Below are 16320 nucleotides of genomic sequence, written 5' to 3' on the forward strand. Positions count from 1 at the left end.
GTCGGATTGCCGCCACGCGGGTATAAGGCGCCACGAATCGGCGCGCGGGGCCTGTAACATAGTCGTCCGCAAAGCGTCACATATCTGCAAGGAAACCGTCATGAAGTTCTTCGTCGATACTGCCGACACCGCTGAAATCCGCGACCTTGCCGATAGCGGACTGGTCGATGGCGTCACTACCAACCCGTCGCTGATCCATAAATCGGGCCGTGATTTCCTGGAAGTGGTGCGCGAGATCGCCGGGATCGTGAAGGGGCCGGTATCGGCAGAAGTCGTCGCGCTCGACCATGAAGGCATGATGCGCGAGGCCGAAGTCGTGCGAAAGATCGCCGACAATATCGCCGTCAAGGTGCCGCTGACGATCGACGGTCTCAAGACCTGCAAGGCGCTGAGCGACGACGGGACGATGGTCAATGTCACGCTCTGCTTCTCCGCCAATCAGGCGCTGCTCGCCGCGAAGGCCGGGGCGACCTTCATCTCGCCGTTCGTGGGACGGCACGATGATGTCGGCTTCGACGGGATGCAGCTGATCTCCGATATCCGCATCATCTATGACAATTACGACTTCCGGACCGAGATTCTGGTCGCAAGCGTGCGTCATCCCGTCCACATTCTGGAAGCCGCCAAGATCGGTGCGGACGTGATGACTGCACCCCCCGCGGTGATCCGCCAGCTGGTCAAGCACCCGCTGACCGACAAGGGGATCGAAGGGTTCCTGGCCGACTGGGCGAAGACCGGGCAGTCGATCGGGTAAGAACGCACTCCGTCACCCCGGCCGAAGTGCCGGGGTCCACCAAGCCGCCTGGGCTCGTCGGGCGGTTCGGGCGAATGACTTGCCGCCCGGTGGACCCCGGAACAAGTCCGGGGTGACGAAGAAAATTAGGCGACGGGCACCCCGAACAGGTCGTGCTCGTCGGCATCCTCGATTTCGACCGCCACGATATCGCCCTGTGTTAGGTGTCCGGCATCGCGCAGATGGACTTCGCCGTCGATCTCGGGCGCGTCGGCCTTTGACCGGCCGGTTGCCCCGCCACTCTCCGCGTCCACCGCGTCGATGATGACGTCGAGCGTGCGACCGACTTTCGCGCTCAACTTCTCCGCCGAAATCCGCGCGGTCAGTTCCATCAGTCGGGCGTAGCGTTCTTCCTTCACGTCCTCAGGCACCGGGTTGGGCAGATCATTCGCCGCTGCGCCCTCGACCGGCTCGAAGCGGAACGCGCCCACGCGGTCGAGCTGCGCCTCTTGCAGCCAGTCCATCAGATAGTCGAAATCATCCTCGGTTTCGCCAGGGAAGCCGACCACGAAGGTCGATCGGATCGCGATGTCGGGGGCGATCTCTCGCCAGCCCTTGATCCTCTCCAGCACCTTGGCCTCGTTCGCGGGGCGACGCATCGCACGCAGCACCGATCGGCTGGCGTGCTGGAACGGGATGTCGAGATAGGGGAGGATTAACCCCTCTGCCATCAGCGGAATGACCTGATCGACATGGGGGTAGGGGTAGACATAGTGGAGCCGCACCCACGCGCCCAATTGACCCAGTTCGCGCGCCAGGTCGGTCATATGTGGTACGACCTCGCGACCCTTCCAGGCGCGCGGTTCCTTGCGGATATCGACGCCGTAGGCCGAGGTGTCCTGGCTGATGACCAGCAATTCCTTCGTCCCCGCCGCGACCAGCTTTTCCGCCTCGCGCAGGATCGCGTCGGGGCGGCGGCTGACCAGATCGCCGCGTAGCGAAGGGATTATGCAGAAGGCGCAGCGATGATTGCAGCCTTCCGAAATCTTGAGATAGCTGTAATGGCGCGGCGTCAGCTTCAGCCCGCTTTCGGGGACGAGGTTCAGGAACGCGCTGGGCGGCATCGGTGCCGCGTCATGGACCGCGCCGACGACTTCCTCATATTGATGCGCGCCGGTGACCGCCAGCACATTGGGGAAGCGCGCGCGGATGACATCGGCTTCCTTTCCCATGCACCCGGTCACGATGACCCGGCCATTCTCGCTGATCGCTTCGCCGATCGCCTCCAGCGATTCTTCCTTTGCCGAGTCGAGAAAGCCGCAGGTGTTGACCAGCACGACATCCGCGCCCGCATAATCGGGGGACATTTCGTAGCCGTCGGAGCGCAGTTTCGTCAGGATGCGTTCGCTGTCGACCAGATTCTTGGGACAGCCGAGCGACACCATGCCGATGCGCGGTGGTTCGGGGAGTTTGGTTGCCATGATTGATGCGCGCACATAGCGATTTTGGCGGGAAAAGCTAGGTCGGGCCGGATACCAAAGTTTCGTTCGTTTCGAGCGAAGTCGAGAAACGTCGCGCTACACTAGCGTTTCTCGACTTCGCTCGAAACGAACGGGCCGGGGGATGCTTTTTTGAACCCAGACTAATTCGCCCTAATGGTGCCGTCCTTGCCATTCCCCGGCACGATTTCCACGATCACATCGCCTTCGTGGAGCGACTGGGCTTCGGGTTCGAAAAAGCCGTAAGGTTTGCCGCCGCGATAGAGCCGGACGCCCAGGCCGGTGGCAACTTCGGCCAGCGGCTTGTTGACCTCCTCCAGCGTGATCCGCCGTTCGGCCAGATGGACGCGCCCGTCGACCGAGGCGAGGTCGAGCATGTAATCAGCGACATGCTGCCCTTCGACCGACCCGGCAAGCAGCAGACCGGCGAAGCTGACCGGATTGATGACCGTGTTGGCCCCTGCCGCGCGCGCGGGGAGTTCGTTGTCGTCGGCCTTGATGATGATCGAGATCGGAACGTCCGGCGCCAGATGCCGCGCGGTCAGCGTGACGAGGATCGAGGTGTCGTCGCGGCCCGTTGCCACGATCAGCGTCCGGGCGCGCTCCACCCGCACGTCGAGCAGCGTACCATCGCGCGTGGCGTCGCCGACCAGCACGTTGCAGCCTGCGTCTTCGGCGCGCTTCAGTGCTTCGGCATCGCCGTCGATCACCACCATGCACGCCGGATCGCTGCCGCGCGCGATCAGTTCGTTGACCGCGTCCGACCCGGTCTTGCCATATCCGGCAATGACGATGTGATCGGTCAGCGTTTTCTGGATCTGCGCCATGCGCCACCTGTCCCAACTGCGTTTGAGGATGAATTGATAGGTCGTGCCGATGAAGATCAGGATCACGAAGATGCGGATCGGGGTTACGACCAGCGCGTCGAACATCCGCGCGCCTGTCGAAACTGGCACGATGTCGCCGTAACCGGTCGTCGTGATCGAGATCATCGTGAAATAGATGACGTCGAGAAAGCTGATATGGCCGTCGAGTTCGTCCTTCAGCCCTTCGCGGTCGAACCAATGAAACGCGACGGCAAAGGCGTACAACCCGACCACCGCCCCCACGCGCCAGGCGATCGACGCCCAGGGGGAGATGCGCGATTTTCGGCTGATCGTCGCGTGGCGGAGGACGGGGCGTTTGCTCATGTTCGGGCAGGCAATCGCGTGAGCGGGTCGATCGGGTCGCGCCCCTGGCGCATTTCGAAATGAAGCTGCGGGCGCGGCGCGAAGCCGCTGTCGCCCGACAGCGCGACGGCCTGTCCGCGCTTCACCGTCTGCCCGCGCTGGACGAGCAACTCGCTGGCATGGCCATAGACGGTGATCAGGCCGTTCGAATGGCGCAGCATGACGAGGCCGCCGAGCGCGGGGACTTCGCTGCCCGCGTAGATGACGACGCCGTCGTTCGCGGCCAGCACCGGGGTTCCCACCGGCACGCCGATCTTGATCCCGTCATTGCGTTCGCCGCTTTGCCCCCTGCCGAACCGGGCAAGCAGATTGCCCGTCGCGGGCCACTGGAATCCGCCGCGTACCGGCGGCGGTGCAGCGACGGCAGCGGTCGAGGCGAGCGGGCGCGACGGCGTCGGTTGCGCGCGGACGGGGGCGGCATTCGCGGCGATGGCGGGTTCTCCGCCGGTCACGATATCCTCGATATTGAGGGTGAAGCGAGCGGCGCGGGTGGCGGCGTTGCTGGGGCTGGCCGATGCATAAGCGGTCGGCGCAGCGTCGCCGGGGATCAGGATGCGCTGGCCGGTTCGCAGGATATAGGGATCGGTCAGCGCGTTCGCGGCCACCACCTGTTGCCACGGCACGCCGTAAGCGCGGGCGATGGCGATTCCCGTCTCCCCACTGCGGACCAGATGATAGCGGCCGCCGGGGATCGTCAGTTGCTGGCCCGGATGGACGACGAACGGCGCGACCATCGCATTGGCGCGCGCGATCGCATCGGACCCGGCACCGGTGCGATCGGCGATGACGCGCAGCGTATCGCCGGACCGCACGGTATAGATGGTGGTGACGACGGCGCGTCCGTCGGCGCTGGCCTGCCGGGCTTCCCATGCAGGCGGCGGGACGGGCAGTTCGCGCACCCGGCCATCGGCTTGCGATTGGGCGGCGGGCGCGGCGTAGCGCGGCTCGACGGGCCGTGGCCCCGATCCTTGCGGAATGCAGGCGGCGAGCATCGCGCCGCCCAATCCCACGGCCCCGATCCTGGCTGCACAGCGCGCCAACATCCCCATCCGCTCGTCCCCCTTAACGATACGCTTCACTCAGCATATCGAGCGATTCGCGGTGCGTCAGGTCCAGATGCAGCGGGGTCACCGAAATATAGCCGTCGGCGATCGCTTCCAGGTCGGTCGAATGCGCGGGCGTCTCGACCGTCGGCCCCAGTCCGAACCAGAAATATTCGTACCCGCGTGGGTCGCGGTTGGCGACGATCTGAAGCCGGCCATAGTCGCGCAGTCCCTGCGTCACGACGCGCACGCCCTTTACCGCGTCGGCGGGCAGCGCCGGGAAATTGACGTTGATCAGGGTGCGCGGCGTCCAGACCAGGTCGATCAGCGGTCGCAGCACGCGCTCTCCCCAGGCGCTCGCGGCTTCGAACGGCACCGCATCGCCCATGCCCTCGCGCGAATAGACCTGGCTGAACGCGATCGACCGCACACCCGCCAGCGCGCCCTCCATCGCGGCGGACACCGTGCCCGAATAGGTCACGTCCTCGGCCAGATTGGCGCCGCGATTGACCCCCGACAGGATCAGGTCGGGGGGCGTGTCCTTCATGATCCTGGCCAGCGCCATCATCACCGCGTCGGTGGGCGTGCCGGATACGGCGAAGCGCTTTTCGCCGTGGCGGCGGATGCGCAAGGGACGGGTGAGGGTGAGCGAATGGCCCGCGCCGGACTGTTCCTCGGTGGGGGCGACGACCCACACATCGTCGGAGAAGCGGGCGGCGATGGCCTCCAGGATTTTGAGCCCGGGCGCGTGATAGCCGTCATCGTTGGTGACGAGGATTCGCATTAAAAAACTATCCCAAACTCTTTCAGGCCCGACTTAGCGATCGCTTTGGCGGTCTCGATCAGAAAATCAAAGCCTGCGTTTCCTGCCTTTGCGGCACCTGATTTGGCTTGTCGCCAAATCTCGGGATCACGGATTGCGTCGAGGTATTCGTGACCTTTCCAGCTAAGGTCGAAAATCATCACCGTCACCACACGATCCGGCGTGCTTTTGCTTGTCACCTTTTCGCAGACGAGAAATCCCGCGTCGGCAAGCAGCAGAAGGTGCTTGCCAACGACAGAAGAATCATATCCTTCAACCTCAAAGTCTTCAGCCCAAACACCATCCCACGTCTGCTTGTTTTCAATTGCCAGCATCGTGTCTCGAACGGCATCCAGATCTCGTCTCACCCGGCTTTCTCCAGCCGCCCGATGCCCCCCATATACGGCTTCAGCACCTCCGGCACGGTCACTGAACCATCTGCCTGCTGGTAATTCTCGAGCACCGCGACCAGCGTCCGCCCGACCGCCAGCCCCGATCCGTTCAGCGTATGCACGAACCGCGTGCCCTTTTCGCCTTCGGGCCGATAGCGCGCGTTCATGCGGCGTGCCTGAAAATCGCCGGTGTTCGAGATGCTGGAGATTTCGCGATAGGCATTCTGCCCCGGCAGCCAGACCTCCAGATCCCAGGTCTTGCGCGCGCCGAAGCCCATGTCGCCCGTGCACAGCAGCATCCGGCGATAAGGGAGGTCGAGCGCCTCAAGGATCGCCTCGGCGTCTTCGAGCATCTTGATATGCTCGGCCTCGGAATCCTCGTGCGCGACGATCGCGACGAGTTCGACCTTCTCGAACTGATGCTGGCGGATGAAGCCGCGCGTGTCGCGGCCCGCCGAGCCCGCTTCGGAACGGAAGCATGGGGTGAGCGCCGTGAAGCGGATGGGCAGCGCGCTTGCGTCCAATATCTGTTCGCGCACCAGATTGGTCAGGCTGACCTCCGCCGTCGGGATCAGCCAGCGCCCGTCGGTGGTCTGGAACAGGTCTTCGGCGAATTTGGGCAACTGCCCGGTGCCGAACATCGCCTCATCACGGACCAGCAGCGGCGGCATGACTTCGGTATAGCCCCCGGTGCCGGTCTGGCGGTCGAGCATGTAGTGGCCGAGCGCGCGGTGGAGGCGCGCCATCGGTCCGCGCAGTGCGGTGAAGCGCGCGCCGGACAGCGCCGCGCCGCCTTCGAAATCCATGCCGAGCGTGGGGCCGAGGTCGGCGTGCTCCTTCGGCGCAAAATCGAAATCGCGCGGCGTTCCCCAGCGTTTCTCCTCGACATTGCCGGTCTCGTCGGCACCTTCGGGCACCTCGTCGGCGGGCAGGTTGGGGATCTCCGCAAGCGCCGCATCGAGTTGTTCGGTGAGCGTGCGTTCTTCGGCCTCGAGGGCAGGCAGGCGCTCCTTGAGCGTCGCCACTTCGGCCATCAGCGATGCCGCCGTCGCCTCGTCCTTTGACGCCTTGGCCGCGCCGATCGCCTTGGACGCTTCGTTGCGGCGCGCCTGCGCGGTCTGAGCGTCGGTTGCGACCGCGCGGCGGCGTTCGTCGAGTGCGATCAGTGCCGCCGAGCGCGGCTCCGCTCCCCGGCGCGCGAGCGCGGTGTCGAAGGCGGCGGGGTCGGTGCGGATCAGGCGGATGTCGTGCATGGGGCAAAGCGTATGGCGAGCGGCCTTTCGACGCGCAAGGCGCAACCTCTGCCGCCTGCCCGGCGTTCAGCCCGCAATCCCAACGCAAAGAGAGGAACCAATCCCCATGCTGATCCCCAACGACACCTTCATCGTCGTCGCCGACGGCCGCAAGATGCTGTTTTTCAGGAATGATGGCGACGCGCAGAACCCCAATCTGGTGGTCGAGCGCAAACGCGAGCAGGACAATCCCAGCGACGGCGACCAAGGCACCGATCGTCCGGGGCGCAGCTTTTCCAGCGTCGGGCCGGGCCGCAGCGCCTATGAGGAGACCGATTTCCACCAGCTGGAGGAAGACCGGTTCGCGGCGGAAACGGCGGAACTGCTCAAGAAGCGCGCGCTGAACAATGATTTCGAGAAACTCATCATCGTCGCGCCGCCCAAGACGCTGGGCGAACTGCGCAAACATTATCACAAGGAAGTCGAAAGCCGGTTGATCGGCGAGATCGACAAGTCGCTGACCGGCCATCCGGTCGAGGATATCGAAAGCGCGCTTCAGGCCGCCTGACGCGAAGCGGCCCGCCGGAAAGGGAAAACCGGCGGGCCGCTATTTCGGATTACTGATTCAAACCATCCCAGATCCGTTCGTTTCGAGCGAAGTCGAGAAACCTGAGCCTGGCTTACGAGACGCGTTTCTCGACTTCGCCCGAAACGAACGGTTGAGGGGGGCAGCTTAGAGCCGCCCCTGTCAGTCCGTCTTTTTCTTCATGAACCGCTTGCGCACCACCAGCGCGCCGGCGGCCGCACCGAACAGCAACAGCATCGGCGGCGCGGGGACTGGGGTCGGCGGCGTGCCGCTCGATCCCGAGCTGCCCGAACTCGACGGTGGCTTCCAGCCCGACGAGGTGGACCAGCCGCTCGACGTCGAGGACGAGGTCGACGAACTGGTCGAGCTGGACGTCGAGGTCGACGACGACACGTCGCCCGACGAACTGGTCGAGGTCGAGGTTGAGGTCGACGACGATACATCGCCCGACGAACTGGTCGAGGTCGATGAGGACACGTCGCCCGACGAGGAGGAGCTGACATCGCCCGAAGAGCTGGTCGACGAACCGCCCGTCGAGGTCGAGGTGGAGCTGCCGCCGGTCGAAGTCGAGGTGGACGAGCCGCCGGTTGAGGTCGAGCTGCCACCGGTTGAGGTGGAAGAACCGCCGGTCGAGGTCGAGGACGACACGTCGCCCGAGCTGCCGCCCGACGAGGTTGAGGACGAGGTCGATCCGCCCGACGAGGTGGACGAGATCACGATCCCGCTCGACCCGCCCGAACCGCCGAAGAAACCACCGGCAAAGAACCCGCCGCCGCCGAAGCCGCCCGAACCGCCGACCAGGATGCCACCCGAACCGCCGCTGGACGACACGATCGGCATTTCGCCGCCGCCATAGGCCGGAGGCAGCGGGATCGGCGCGCCCTGGGTGGTCACGGTCACCACCTTGGGTTCGCACACCATGCCCTTTTCGGTGACGGTGCGGCGCACGATCTGCTTCGTCGCGACCTTGTCCTTGCCGCCGGCGGTGCGTTTCACCGCGCGCTGCTTCTGGACCAGCTTGCGCTCGATGCCGGGGCGCTGGTTGTTCTGCTCGACGGCATAGACCGCGCCGCCGCCCATCACCGCGCCGCCCGCGGTGCAGGCTGCAAGTTTCGCTAGGGCCATCCGAACCGACATAGGCTCACACTTTCAATCTGGGCCGAAACCTTGGCTGCCCCCGTGGCAACCTCGGCTTCTTCGTGTCCCCCAAAGTGCGAAACAAAGACTTAAGCGCAATCGCCTTAACCACGCTTCTGGCGTCCCGATTTGAAATTCCGGGATTTGGATGCGCCGGATCATGGTTAACGTCCGATCGTGGGACGGTTTTCGCTGCCAAAGATTAACGCGGGCGGCATTTGACGGTCGTTTCGCTTCGTCGTGGATGCGAATCGGTTCACCGCCGGTAAATTCCCCTCATGCCACTTGGGCTTAGGCGTGCATTGCGCGCTTGTTTGATGCGTAGAGCGGCCCTATAGGCCCCCCTTGTGGGGCGGCCACCGACCGGCACAAGACCGGCGGAAGGGTCGAGTGGAGAGTAGGATGGCGACGGTCTTGAACCATCTGGACGCACCGGAAAACATGCGGCCTGCGGTCGCGAACGACGCGCTGGGCGATTATCGGCCGAGCGCGGACGAACCCTTTATGAACGACAGGCAGCAGGCCTATTTCCGCGCCAAGCTGCAGGCGTGGAAGGAAGCGATCCACCGCGAGGCGCAGGAAACCCTGTCGCAATTGCAAAGCGATTCGCTGCGCGAGGCAGACCTGACCGATCGCGCGTCGAGCGAAACCGACTGGTCGATCGAACTGCGCACGCGCGACCGCCAGCGCAAGCTGATCGCCAAGATCGATGCGGCGCTGCGCCGCATCGAGGAGGGCGAATATGGCTATTGCGAAGTGAGCGGAGAGCCGATCAGCCTGGCGCGTCTCGAAGCGCGTCCGATCGCGACCATGACCGTCGAGGCGCAGGAAAAGCACGAGCGCAACGAAAAGGTGTCGCGCGAAGACTGACGCCTGAGTCGTCCCCGGTTAACGGTTTCGACAGGGATTGCTGCTTTCATTCGACTCAAGTCGCAATTCGGGTAATATCGTCACATGGACCAGAATCCGCACAGCGCCGTGTCCGACGAGGACGAAGCGGCCGCCGCCGGGCGGCATGGGTCGCGCGACAGCCTGTTGCTGGCCGCCCAGTTGCGGTTCGACGGCGATCCTGAAATTCATGCCGTGCGCGTGCGCAACCTGTCGGCCGGCGGATTGATGGCCGAACATGCCGGATTCGTCGAGGTCGGCGATCGGCTGGAAGTCGATGTGCGCAATATCGGCTGGATCAAGGGGCGCATCGCCTGGGCCACCGATGGCCGGATCGGAATCGCGTTCGATCGCGAGGTCGATCCGATGGCGGCGCGCAAACCCGTTGGGCAGGGCAAGAAGACTCCCCATTTCGCCAAGCCCATCCTGCCGAAGCGCTGATCGCACGCGGCAGGACAGGCGCGACGCGCCGCCCTATTGGGCGAGCAGTTCTTCCTTCACGCGCAGTTTCTGTTTCTTCAGGTCGGCGATGGTCGTCTGATCGGGGAGGGGACGATGCATTTCGTCCGCGATTCGACGATCGAGATTGGCATGCTTGGTCTCCAGTGCGGTCTGATGCGCGCTGTACATGGAAGCATTCCTCCTGGCTGAAGTTGGGGGGACAGCGAATAGATCACACATCAACGCGCTTGTCGCCCTCTGGATTCGGTGCAATCGCTCGCCCGAGTGGATTGCGGCGACGAAGCGAAGGCGCGAGGTGACGATTCGACATGGGCGATGAAGGCGAATTGCGCGCCCGGCTGGAGGCGCTACGGATCGAGCATCGCGATTTGGACGATGCGATTCAGGCACTTGGCCAGGGCATCCAGGCCGATCAGTTGCAGCTTGCCCGGTTGAAGCGGCGCAAGCTCCGCCTGCGTGACGAAATCGCGCTGGTCGAGGACGAACTGGTGCCCGACATCATCGCCTGAGCCCGACATCATCGCCTGAGGGCGGGGGCTGTCCCGAACTGCCCCGAAACAATGCGACGAAACGCGCATTTGACGATTCACATCCCGATTCGCTTCTGGCATCGTAACGATCGATGGATCGTACCGCACCCGAACTGCATCGTCGCCTGATCGACCAGCTCTATGTCGAATCGATGCTGCTCGCCGACGATGCGCGTGGTTATTTCGATCTGGACGGCAGCGACGAACGCGTGGCGCTCGATCCCTTGCAGCGTGTGTTGTTCGCCTGCGAATCGCTGAAGGTGACGACGCGGTTGATGCACGTCGTCGCGTGGCTGCTGACCCAGCGTGCGGTCGATGCGGGCGAGTTGCGCCCGCGCGAGGCGCTGGATCCGTCGCGGCGGCTGGGTGACCAGCCGGTCAGTGACATGGTGGCGGTCGCCAAGCTGCCCGATGCAGCGCGCGCGCTGATTCAGGCGAGCATCGACCTTCACCGACGCGTGGCGCTGATCGACGATGCCAATGCCGACGCGCGACCCCGCGCCAATCCGGTGGCGTCGTTGCAAGCCAGGCTGGCCTACGCGTTCTGAGCTTGCCGCTCGGCTGCTTTCCCCTTGCGCTCAGGCTGAGCTTGTCGAAGCCGGGTCAGCCTCTACACGCTTCGACAAGCTCAGCGTCAGCGCAGGGGAAGCCCTTAGTCCTTTGAACCCAGCCAGTTGCGGCTCGAATTATCCCAGCAAACGCGCCCGTGCCGCCGCATATTCCGCGTCCAGCCGCGCGATCAGGTCGGCGGCGGGCTCGACCTTCGACACCGCGCCGATGCCCTGACCCGAGCCCCAGATGTCCTTCCACGCCTTTGCCTTCGAATTGCCGCCCGATCCGAAATTCATCTTGGACGGGTCGCTTTCGGGGAGCGTGTCGGGGTCGAGTCCGGCTGCCTCGATCGAGGATCTCAGATAGTTGCCGTGAACCCCGGTGAACAAATTGGTGTAGACGATGTCGGACGCGCGACCCTCGACGATTCCGGCCTTGTAGCGTTCGTCGGCATTGCCCTCGACCGTCGCGATGAAGGGCGATCCGATATAGGCGAGGTCCGCGCCCGCCGCCTGTGCCGCCAGCACCGCGCCACCATTGGCGATCGCGCCCGACAGCGCGACGGGACCGTCGAACCACTGGCGCACTTCCTGGGTGAAGGCGAACGGATTGAGCTTGCCCGCATGGCCGCCCGCACCCGCGCACACCAGAATCAGGCCGTCGGCCCCCTTTTCGATCGCCTTGTGCGCATAGCGGTCGTCGATCACGTCGTGCAGCGTGATCCCGCCCCACGAATGGACTGCGATATTCAACTCCTCGCGCGCACCGAGCGAGGTGATGGTGATCGGCACCTGCCATTTGGCGCAGGTCTGGAGGTCCGCTTCCAGCCGCTCGTTCGATTTATGGACGATCTGGTTGACCGCATAGGGTGCGGCGGGCGCGTCGGGATTGTCGCGGTTCCAGGCCGACAGTTCCTCGGTAATCTGGTGCAGCCATTCGTCGAGCTGGCTCTGCGGCCGCGCGTTCAGCGCCGGAAACGAGCCCACGATCCCCGCCTTGCACTGGGCAATGACCAGTTCGGGGCACGAGATGATGAACAGCGGCGAGCCGATGACGGGAAGCCGCAAACGATCGAACAGAGGGGGAAGCGCCATGTTAGTTTCATAGCGCAACCGAAATGGAGGGCAAGGGGGCGGTTTCAGCGCAAAGGCAAAGCCGCCAACAGCGCCACAAGCAGTTTTGCGTAAATGCCGTCAGGGTCAAGATCGGGATCGAAGACCGTAACCGTCATACCGACACAATCTCCGCGTCGGATCAGCATCGAAAGAATCCGTTCGAGTTCAGGAAGATCGATACCGGGAGAGCCTGGAGAATCGACGGCGGGCATCACCGTTTGATCCATCACATCGACGTCGAGATGAAGCCAGAATCCGGTCGTTGGTGCTCTGTCGATAACCTCATTCGCGCGTCGAACAACCGCATCCGCGCCAATCTCGCGGGCCTGGAAAACGTCGATGCAAGTAATTTGCGTATCGTAGATATCGGGCCATGCAAAATCCGCATCCCGACTTTCCCGCTCGCCGATCTGAACAACGTGCTGATCCGCTACCAATGGCCCTCTTACACGGGGCCATTGAGTGGCGAGCGGTTCACCGCGTCCAGTGACCAAGGCAAGGTCCATCCCGGCTGCCGCCCCTAGCATCGAGGCGGGGTCGTAATTCCCCGGATGCCGAAAGTCGCTATGTCCATCGATATGCACCAGCGAGCAGGGGCTGTGCCGACATATCCCGGCCAATGCTCCAAGAAGTACGGAACAATCTCCGCCTAGGACAATCGGAAACTTGCCATCGCCTGTCGCCCGTTCGACGTGATCGGCAAGTTCCAAGCTGAAGGCTCGGATCGTATGCCCATTGCGAATATCGGTGCCGCTTTGTTTGACGGGCGAATAGATTGGGCGCTTCATCCAGGTCACTTCCGGATGCCCAAGCGCGTCCAGCAGACCGGCATCCATCATCGCCTGTGGCGCGCGCCATGTTCCTGGCTCATGTCCCGGTCGAAACGGGCGCAGGCCAAGGTTGGACGGGGCAGCAATCAGCAGCATCGGGAAAACACAGGCATTGCTTAAACCAACCTCAAAGCAATTTCACCAATATCGCTATCTTCAAATCAACCGACCCGCTTCAACCCGCTCGCGAACCGCTTCGCGCGCTCGACATAATGCGCCGCCGACCATTTGAGGCCCGCCTTTGCCGCATCGTCGAGTTGCCGGATGGCGCGCGCAGGGGAACCGACGATCAGCGATCCGGGCGGAAATTTCTTCCCCTCGGTCACCAGCGCGCCTGCGCCGACCACGCAATCATCGCCGATCACCGCGCGGTTGAGGATGATCGCCCCCATGCCGATCAGCACGCGGTCGCCCAATGTGCAGCCGTGGAGGACGGCGTGGTGGCCGATCGTGCAGTCTTCACCGATGGTAAGCGGCGCGCCGGGATCGCTGTGGAGCATCGATCCTTCCTGCACGTTGCTGCGCGCGCCGACGGCAATTGTCGTGTTGTCGCCACGCGCGACGGCGCCGAACCAGAAGCTCGCTTCGTCGCCCAGCCGCACATCACCGATCAGGGACGCATCGGGCGCGATCCAGGCGTCGGTGCCGAGTTTCGGCGCTTTTCCGTCGATTTCGTAGAGCGGCATCGTTTTCTCCCAATGATTGGCCAGCATAGGCGGCAGCACGGTCGCGTCCAGTATCGGCGGCGGAACGATCCTACGTTTCAGGCCTTTAGAGACGAGACAACAGGGGCCATCATATGAACGAGACGCGCGGGGTCGTGCTTCTTACCGGAGCGGCGGGTAATCTGGGCCGTTCGATCGCGAAGGGGCTTTCGCGCGACTACACCGTCGTCGGGTTGGACCGCGAGGGCGACGAGATCGACGGGATGGCCGTGATCGAGGCGGATCTGACCTCCGCCGACTCGATCCGGTCGGCGCTCGACAAGGTCCGCGCCGCACATGGCGGGACCATCGCCAGCGTCGTCCATCTCGCCGCCTATTTCGATTTCACCGGCGAGGATCACCCGCTCTACGACAAGCTGAACGTCGAGGGGACGCGCGCGTTGCTGGGCGCGCTTCAGGCATTCGAGGTCGGGCAGTTCGTCTATGCGAGCACCATGCTGGTCCACGCACCGGGCGAACCGGGCGAAGCGATCGACGAAAGCCAGCCGATCGAACCCGGCTGGGCCTATCCCAAATCCAAGGCCAGGGCAGAGGCCGCGATTGCCGAGGCGCATGGCAACATCCCCTATGTCCTGCTGCGGCTCGCGGGCATCTATGACGAAGCAACGATGGTGCCGACGCTCGCGCAGCAGGTGGCGCGCATCTATGGCCGCGATTTCGAGAGCCATTTCTATTCCGGCGACACCGATGCGGGGCAGGCGATGCTCCATCGCGACGATATGGTCGATTCGATCAAGCGCACGGTCGATCGCCGCGGCACGCTGGAAAGCGGCACCGCAATCCTGATCGGTGAGGAGGAGGCGCTTGGTTACGACGATTTGCAGGACCGACTGGGCTGCCTGATCCACGGCGAGGAGGAATGGGCGACGATCCGCCTGCCCGGGCCGGTCGCGGCGGCGGGCACCTGGGCGCAGGCGAAGCTGGAACCCGTCATCCCCGATGCGATCGATCAGGGCGAGGAGCCGTTCATCAAGCCGTTCATGACGTGGATGGCGAGCGATCATTATGCGCTCGACATTTCGCGCGCGCGGACGTTGCTGGGATGGGAGCCGCGCCACCGGCTGGGCGATACGCTGCCCAGAATCGTCGCCAATCTGAAGGACGATCCGCTCGGCTGGTACGAGAAGAACGGCGTGACCCCGCCCGACTGGATGACCGAGGCGGACGAGGCCGGGTTCGATCCGCATGACCTGTATGAAGCCGACGACAAGCGCCGCCAGCGCGAGCATGGGCGGTTTCGCTGGGCGCACGCCGTAAACATCGCGCTCGGCCTGTGGGTGCTGACCCAGCCGAGCATCGTCGATGTGACCGACCCGTGGCTGATCGGCGCAGAGATGCTGATCGGTGCGGGAATCGTGCTGTTCGCGACGATCTCGCTGTCGTGGCGCGCGGTGTGGGCGCGCTATGCGACCGCCGGGCTGGGCATTTTGCTGATGTTCGCGCCGTTCGCGCTGTGGAGCGACAATGCCGCGGCCTATAGCAGCGACACGCTGGTCGGGATGCTGGTGTTCGGGCTCGCGCTGGCGAGCTTTCCCGAGCCCGGCCCGTCGCCGCTTGCCGCCAATGCCGGGCCGACCGTGCCGCCGGGCTGGAGCTATAATCCATCGGGCTGGATTCAGCGGATGCCGATCATCGCGCTCGCGTTGCTGGGGTTGTTCGTCTCGCGCTATCTGGGCGCTTACCAGCTGGAGCATGTGCCTGGCGTTTGGGAGCCATTCTTTGCGGGCGACCCGGCCAATCCGCAGAACGGCACCGAGGAAATCATCACGTCCGACGTGTCGAAGATGATCCCCGTGCCCGATGCGGCGCTGGGTGCATGGGTGTACGGAATCGAGGTCGTCACCGGTCTGATCGGGTCGGCGCGGCGGTGGCGGACGATGCCGTGGCTGGTGATCGCGTTCGGCATTCTGATCGTGCCGCTCGGCCTCGTCTCGATCTTCTTCATCATCATCCAGCCGATCGCGATCGGGACGTGGAGCACGCTGACGCTGATCGCGGCATCGGCGATGCTGGTGCAGATCCCCTATTCGATCGACGAATTGCTGGCGTCGGTGCAGTTCATCCACCGGCGGCACCGGGCGGGCAAGAACTGGCTGCGCGTGCTGTTCGTCGGCGATACCGACGAGAAATCGAAGGCGGACGACGAATTGCAGGACGAATTCGACCGGCCCACGGGCGAGATGGTTCGCGATTTCTTCGTCGGCGGCGTGTCGCTGCCGTGGAATCTGATGCTGGTGATCCCGATCGGCGTCGCGTTGATGCTCAGCCGCATCACCTTTGGCACCGACGGGATGCTGGCGCATTCGGACCATGTCATCGGCGCGCTGATCCTGACCACGCTGTCGGTCGCCGCGGCGGAAGTGACGCGCGCCGTGCGCTATTTCCTCTTGCCGCTGGCGCTGGTGCTGATCGCCTCGCCCTTCCTGTTCGGCGCGCCGACCGGGGCGATGGTCTTCAACGTCATCGCGGGCGTCGCATTGGTCGTGCTGTCGCGAAATCGCGGGCCGATTCGCGAACGCTATGGGAATTGGGACAAGCGGATCGTATGACGGTGGCCAAGGGGAC

The 16320-nt window shown here is 64.1% G+C and carries 19 protein-coding genes; 9 read left to right on the top strand and 10 right to left on the bottom strand.

From position 1 onward, the window contains the following. Positions 1–100 precede the first annotated feature (100 nt). Complete coding sequence (fsa, locus tag ACX0GZ_RS08435; RefSeq protein ID WP_458815350.1) at positions 101–754, top strand: fructose-6-phosphate aldolase; 654 nt, start codon at positions 101–103, stop codon at positions 752–754. A gap of 125 nt (positions 755–879) precedes the next feature. On the opposite strand, the gene rimO is transcribed toward fsa, so the two are convergent. From rimO to serS, 6 genes are all read right to left on the bottom strand, one after another. Continuing rightward, positions 880–2214 (bottom strand): 30S ribosomal protein S12 methylthiotransferase RimO, encoded by a 1335-nt coding sequence (gene rimO / locus ACX0GZ_RS08440; RefSeq protein WP_458815352.1) that lies wholly within the window; start codon positions 2212–2214, stop codon positions 880–882. A 161-nt stretch (positions 2215–2375) separates the two neighbouring features. Beyond that, positions 2376–3422: a potassium channel family protein gene (locus ACX0GZ_RS08445; RefSeq protein WP_458815354.1), complete on the bottom strand. Its 1047-nt coding sequence runs from the start codon at positions 3420–3422 to the stop codon at positions 2376–2378. Then, the gene (locus ACX0GZ_RS08450) at positions 3419–4540 is read right to left on the bottom strand and encodes a peptidoglycan DD-metalloendopeptidase family protein (RefSeq protein WP_458815356.1); all 1122 of its coding nucleotides are present in this window, start codon (positions 4538–4540) and stop codon (positions 3419–3421) included. Before ACX0GZ_RS08450 ends, ACX0GZ_RS08445 begins: the two co-directional genes overlap by 4 nt. Then, positions 4524–5288, bottom strand: a complete 765-nt coding sequence (gene surE / locus ACX0GZ_RS08455; protein WP_458815359.1) for a 5'/3'-nucleotidase SurE — start codon at positions 5286–5288, stop codon at positions 4524–4526. Before surE ends, ACX0GZ_RS08450 begins: the two co-directional genes overlap by 17 nt. After that, positions 5288–5674, bottom strand: a complete 387-nt coding sequence (locus tag ACX0GZ_RS08460) for a DUF2513 domain-containing protein (RefSeq protein WP_458815361.1) — start codon at positions 5672–5674, stop codon at positions 5288–5290. The genes surE and ACX0GZ_RS08460 overlap by 1 nt, the downstream gene beginning before the upstream one ends. Then, on the bottom strand, positions 5671–6951 hold the full coding sequence (serS, locus tag ACX0GZ_RS08465) for a serine--tRNA ligase (RefSeq protein WP_458815363.1): 1281 nt from the start codon (positions 6949–6951) through the stop codon (positions 5671–5673). Before serS ends, ACX0GZ_RS08460 begins: the two co-directional genes overlap by 4 nt. A gap of 106 nt (positions 6952–7057) precedes the next feature. On the opposite strand from serS, the gene ACX0GZ_RS08470 reads away from it, so the two are divergent. The 5 genes from ACX0GZ_RS08470 (at position 7058) to ACX0GZ_RS08490 (ending at position 9982) form a co-directional block, all read left to right on the top strand. Beyond that, positions 7058–7498 (top strand): host attachment family protein, encoded by a 441-nt coding sequence (locus ACX0GZ_RS08470; protein ID WP_458815365.1) that lies wholly within the window; start codon positions 7058–7060, stop codon positions 7496–7498. A gap of 199 nt (positions 7499–7697) precedes the next feature. Next, a complete protein-coding gene (locus tag ACX0GZ_RS08475; protein ID WP_458815367.1) occupies positions 7698–8372 on the top strand; it encodes a hypothetical protein in 675 nt (224 codons plus the stop codon). Positions 8373–8402: 30 nt separating this feature from the next. After that, complete coding sequence (locus ACX0GZ_RS08480) at positions 8403–8579, top strand: hypothetical protein (RefSeq protein ID WP_458815369.1); 177 nt, start codon at positions 8403–8405, stop codon at positions 8577–8579. Between the two features lie 476 nt (positions 8580–9055). After that, positions 9056–9523 carry an RNA polymerase-binding protein DksA gene (gene dksA, locus ACX0GZ_RS08485; protein WP_458815371.1) on the top strand — a complete coding sequence of 156 codons (468 nt, stop codon included), beginning with the start codon at positions 9056–9058 and terminating at the stop codon, positions 9521–9523. Positions 9524–9607: 84 nt separating this feature from the next. Next, positions 9608–9982: a PilZ domain-containing protein gene (locus tag ACX0GZ_RS08490; protein WP_458815373.1), complete on the top strand. Its 375-nt coding sequence runs from the start codon at positions 9608–9610 to the stop codon at positions 9980–9982. A gap of 33 nt (positions 9983–10015) precedes the next feature. Here ACX0GZ_RS08490 and ACX0GZ_RS08495 read toward each other — a convergent pair whose 3' ends face one another. Beyond that, positions 10016–10171, bottom strand: a complete 156-nt coding sequence (locus ACX0GZ_RS08495) for a YdcH family protein (RefSeq protein ID WP_458815375.1) — start codon at positions 10169–10171, stop codon at positions 10016–10018. Positions 10172–10311: 140 nt separating this feature from the next. On the opposite strand from ACX0GZ_RS08495, the gene ACX0GZ_RS08500 reads away from it, so the two are divergent. Together ACX0GZ_RS08500 and ACX0GZ_RS08505 are read left to right on the top strand one after the other, a co-directional pair. Then, positions 10312–10512, top strand: coding sequence for a YdcH family protein (locus ACX0GZ_RS08500; protein ID WP_458815377.1), 201 nt, complete (start codon positions 10312–10314; stop codon positions 10510–10512). Positions 10513–10625: 113 nt separating this feature from the next. Beyond that, on the top strand, positions 10626–11081 hold the full coding sequence (locus ACX0GZ_RS08505) for a DUF1465 family protein (RefSeq protein WP_458815379.1): 456 nt from the start codon (positions 10626–10628) through the stop codon (positions 11079–11081). A 138-nt stretch (positions 11082–11219) separates the two neighbouring features. Here the strand turns inward: ACX0GZ_RS08505 and ACX0GZ_RS08510 are convergent, their stop codons facing one another. From ACX0GZ_RS08510 to ACX0GZ_RS08520, 3 genes are all read right to left on the bottom strand, one after another. Next, entirely contained in the window at positions 11220–12179 is a 960-nt protein-coding gene (locus ACX0GZ_RS08510; protein ID WP_458815381.1) for an NAD(P)H-dependent flavin oxidoreductase, read from the bottom strand. A 44-nt stretch (positions 12180–12223) separates the two neighbouring features. Then, on the bottom strand, positions 12224–13126 hold the full coding sequence (locus ACX0GZ_RS08515; RefSeq protein WP_458815383.1) for an arginase family protein: 903 nt from the start codon (positions 13124–13126) through the stop codon (positions 12224–12226). Between the two features lie 65 nt (positions 13127–13191). Then, complete coding sequence (locus ACX0GZ_RS08520) at positions 13192–13716, bottom strand: gamma carbonic anhydrase family protein (RefSeq protein ID WP_458815385.1); 525 nt, start codon at positions 13714–13716, stop codon at positions 13192–13194. A gap of 113 nt (positions 13717–13829) precedes the next feature. On the opposite strand from ACX0GZ_RS08520, the gene ACX0GZ_RS08525 reads away from it, so the two are divergent. Beyond that, the gene (locus ACX0GZ_RS08525; RefSeq protein ID WP_458815386.1) at positions 13830–16304 is read left to right on the top strand and encodes a vitamin K epoxide reductase family protein; all 2475 of its coding nucleotides are present in this window, start codon (positions 13830–13832) and stop codon (positions 16302–16304) included. The last annotated feature ends 16 nt before the right edge of the window (positions 16305–16320 follow it).

This window comes from Sphingomonas aestuarii, assembly GCF_054457155.1.

Excerpts from the sequence above, each read along its gene's own strand:
- fsa (WP_458815350.1), top strand. The coding sequence starts at position 101 with ATGAAGTTCTTCGTCGATACTGCCGACACCGCTGAAATCCGCGACCTT.
- rimO (WP_458815352.1), bottom strand. The coding sequence starts at position 2,214 with ATGGCAACCAAACTCCCCGAACCACCGCGCATCGGCATGGTGTCGCTC.
- ACX0GZ_RS08445 (WP_458815354.1), bottom strand. The coding sequence starts at position 3,422 with ATGAGCAAACGCCCCGTCCTCCGCCACGCGACGATCAGCCGAAAATCG.
- surE (WP_458815359.1), bottom strand. The coding sequence starts at position 5,288 with ATGCGAATCCTCGTCACCAACGATGACGGCTATCACGCGCCCGGGCTC.
- serS (WP_458815363.1), bottom strand. The coding sequence starts at position 6,951 with ATGCACGACATCCGCCTGATCCGCACCGACCCCGCCGCCTTCGACACC.
- ACX0GZ_RS08470 (WP_458815365.1), top strand. The coding sequence starts at position 7,058 with ATGCTGATCCCCAACGACACCTTCATCGTCGTCGCCGACGGCCGCAAG.
- ACX0GZ_RS08475 (WP_458815367.1), top strand. The coding sequence starts at position 7,698 with ATGAACCGCTTGCGCACCACCAGCGCGCCGGCGGCCGCACCGAACAGC.
- dksA (WP_458815371.1), top strand. The coding sequence starts at position 9,056 with ATGGCGACGGTCTTGAACCATCTGGACGCACCGGAAAACATGCGGCCT.
- ACX0GZ_RS08490 (WP_458815373.1), top strand. The coding sequence starts at position 9,608 with ATGGACCAGAATCCGCACAGCGCCGTGTCCGACGAGGACGAAGCGGCC.
- ACX0GZ_RS08495 (WP_458815375.1), bottom strand. The coding sequence starts at position 10,171 with ATGTACAGCGCGCATCAGACCGCACTGGAGACCAAGCATGCCAATCTC.
- ACX0GZ_RS08500 (WP_458815377.1), top strand. The coding sequence starts at position 10,312 with ATGGGCGATGAAGGCGAATTGCGCGCCCGGCTGGAGGCGCTACGGATC.
- ACX0GZ_RS08505 (WP_458815379.1), top strand. The coding sequence starts at position 10,626 with ATGGATCGTACCGCACCCGAACTGCATCGTCGCCTGATCGACCAGCTC.
- ACX0GZ_RS08510 (WP_458815381.1), bottom strand. The coding sequence starts at position 12,179 with ATGGCGCTTCCCCCTCTGTTCGATCGTTTGCGGCTTCCCGTCATCGGC.
- ACX0GZ_RS08515 (WP_458815383.1), bottom strand. The coding sequence starts at position 13,126 with ATGCTGCTGATTGCTGCCCCGTCCAACCTTGGCCTGCGCCCGTTTCGA.
- ACX0GZ_RS08520 (WP_458815385.1), bottom strand. The coding sequence starts at position 13,716 with ATGCCGCTCTACGAAATCGACGGAAAAGCGCCGAAACTCGGCACCGAC.
- ACX0GZ_RS08525 (WP_458815386.1), top strand. The coding sequence starts at position 13,830 with ATGAACGAGACGCGCGGGGTCGTGCTTCTTACCGGAGCGGCGGGTAAT.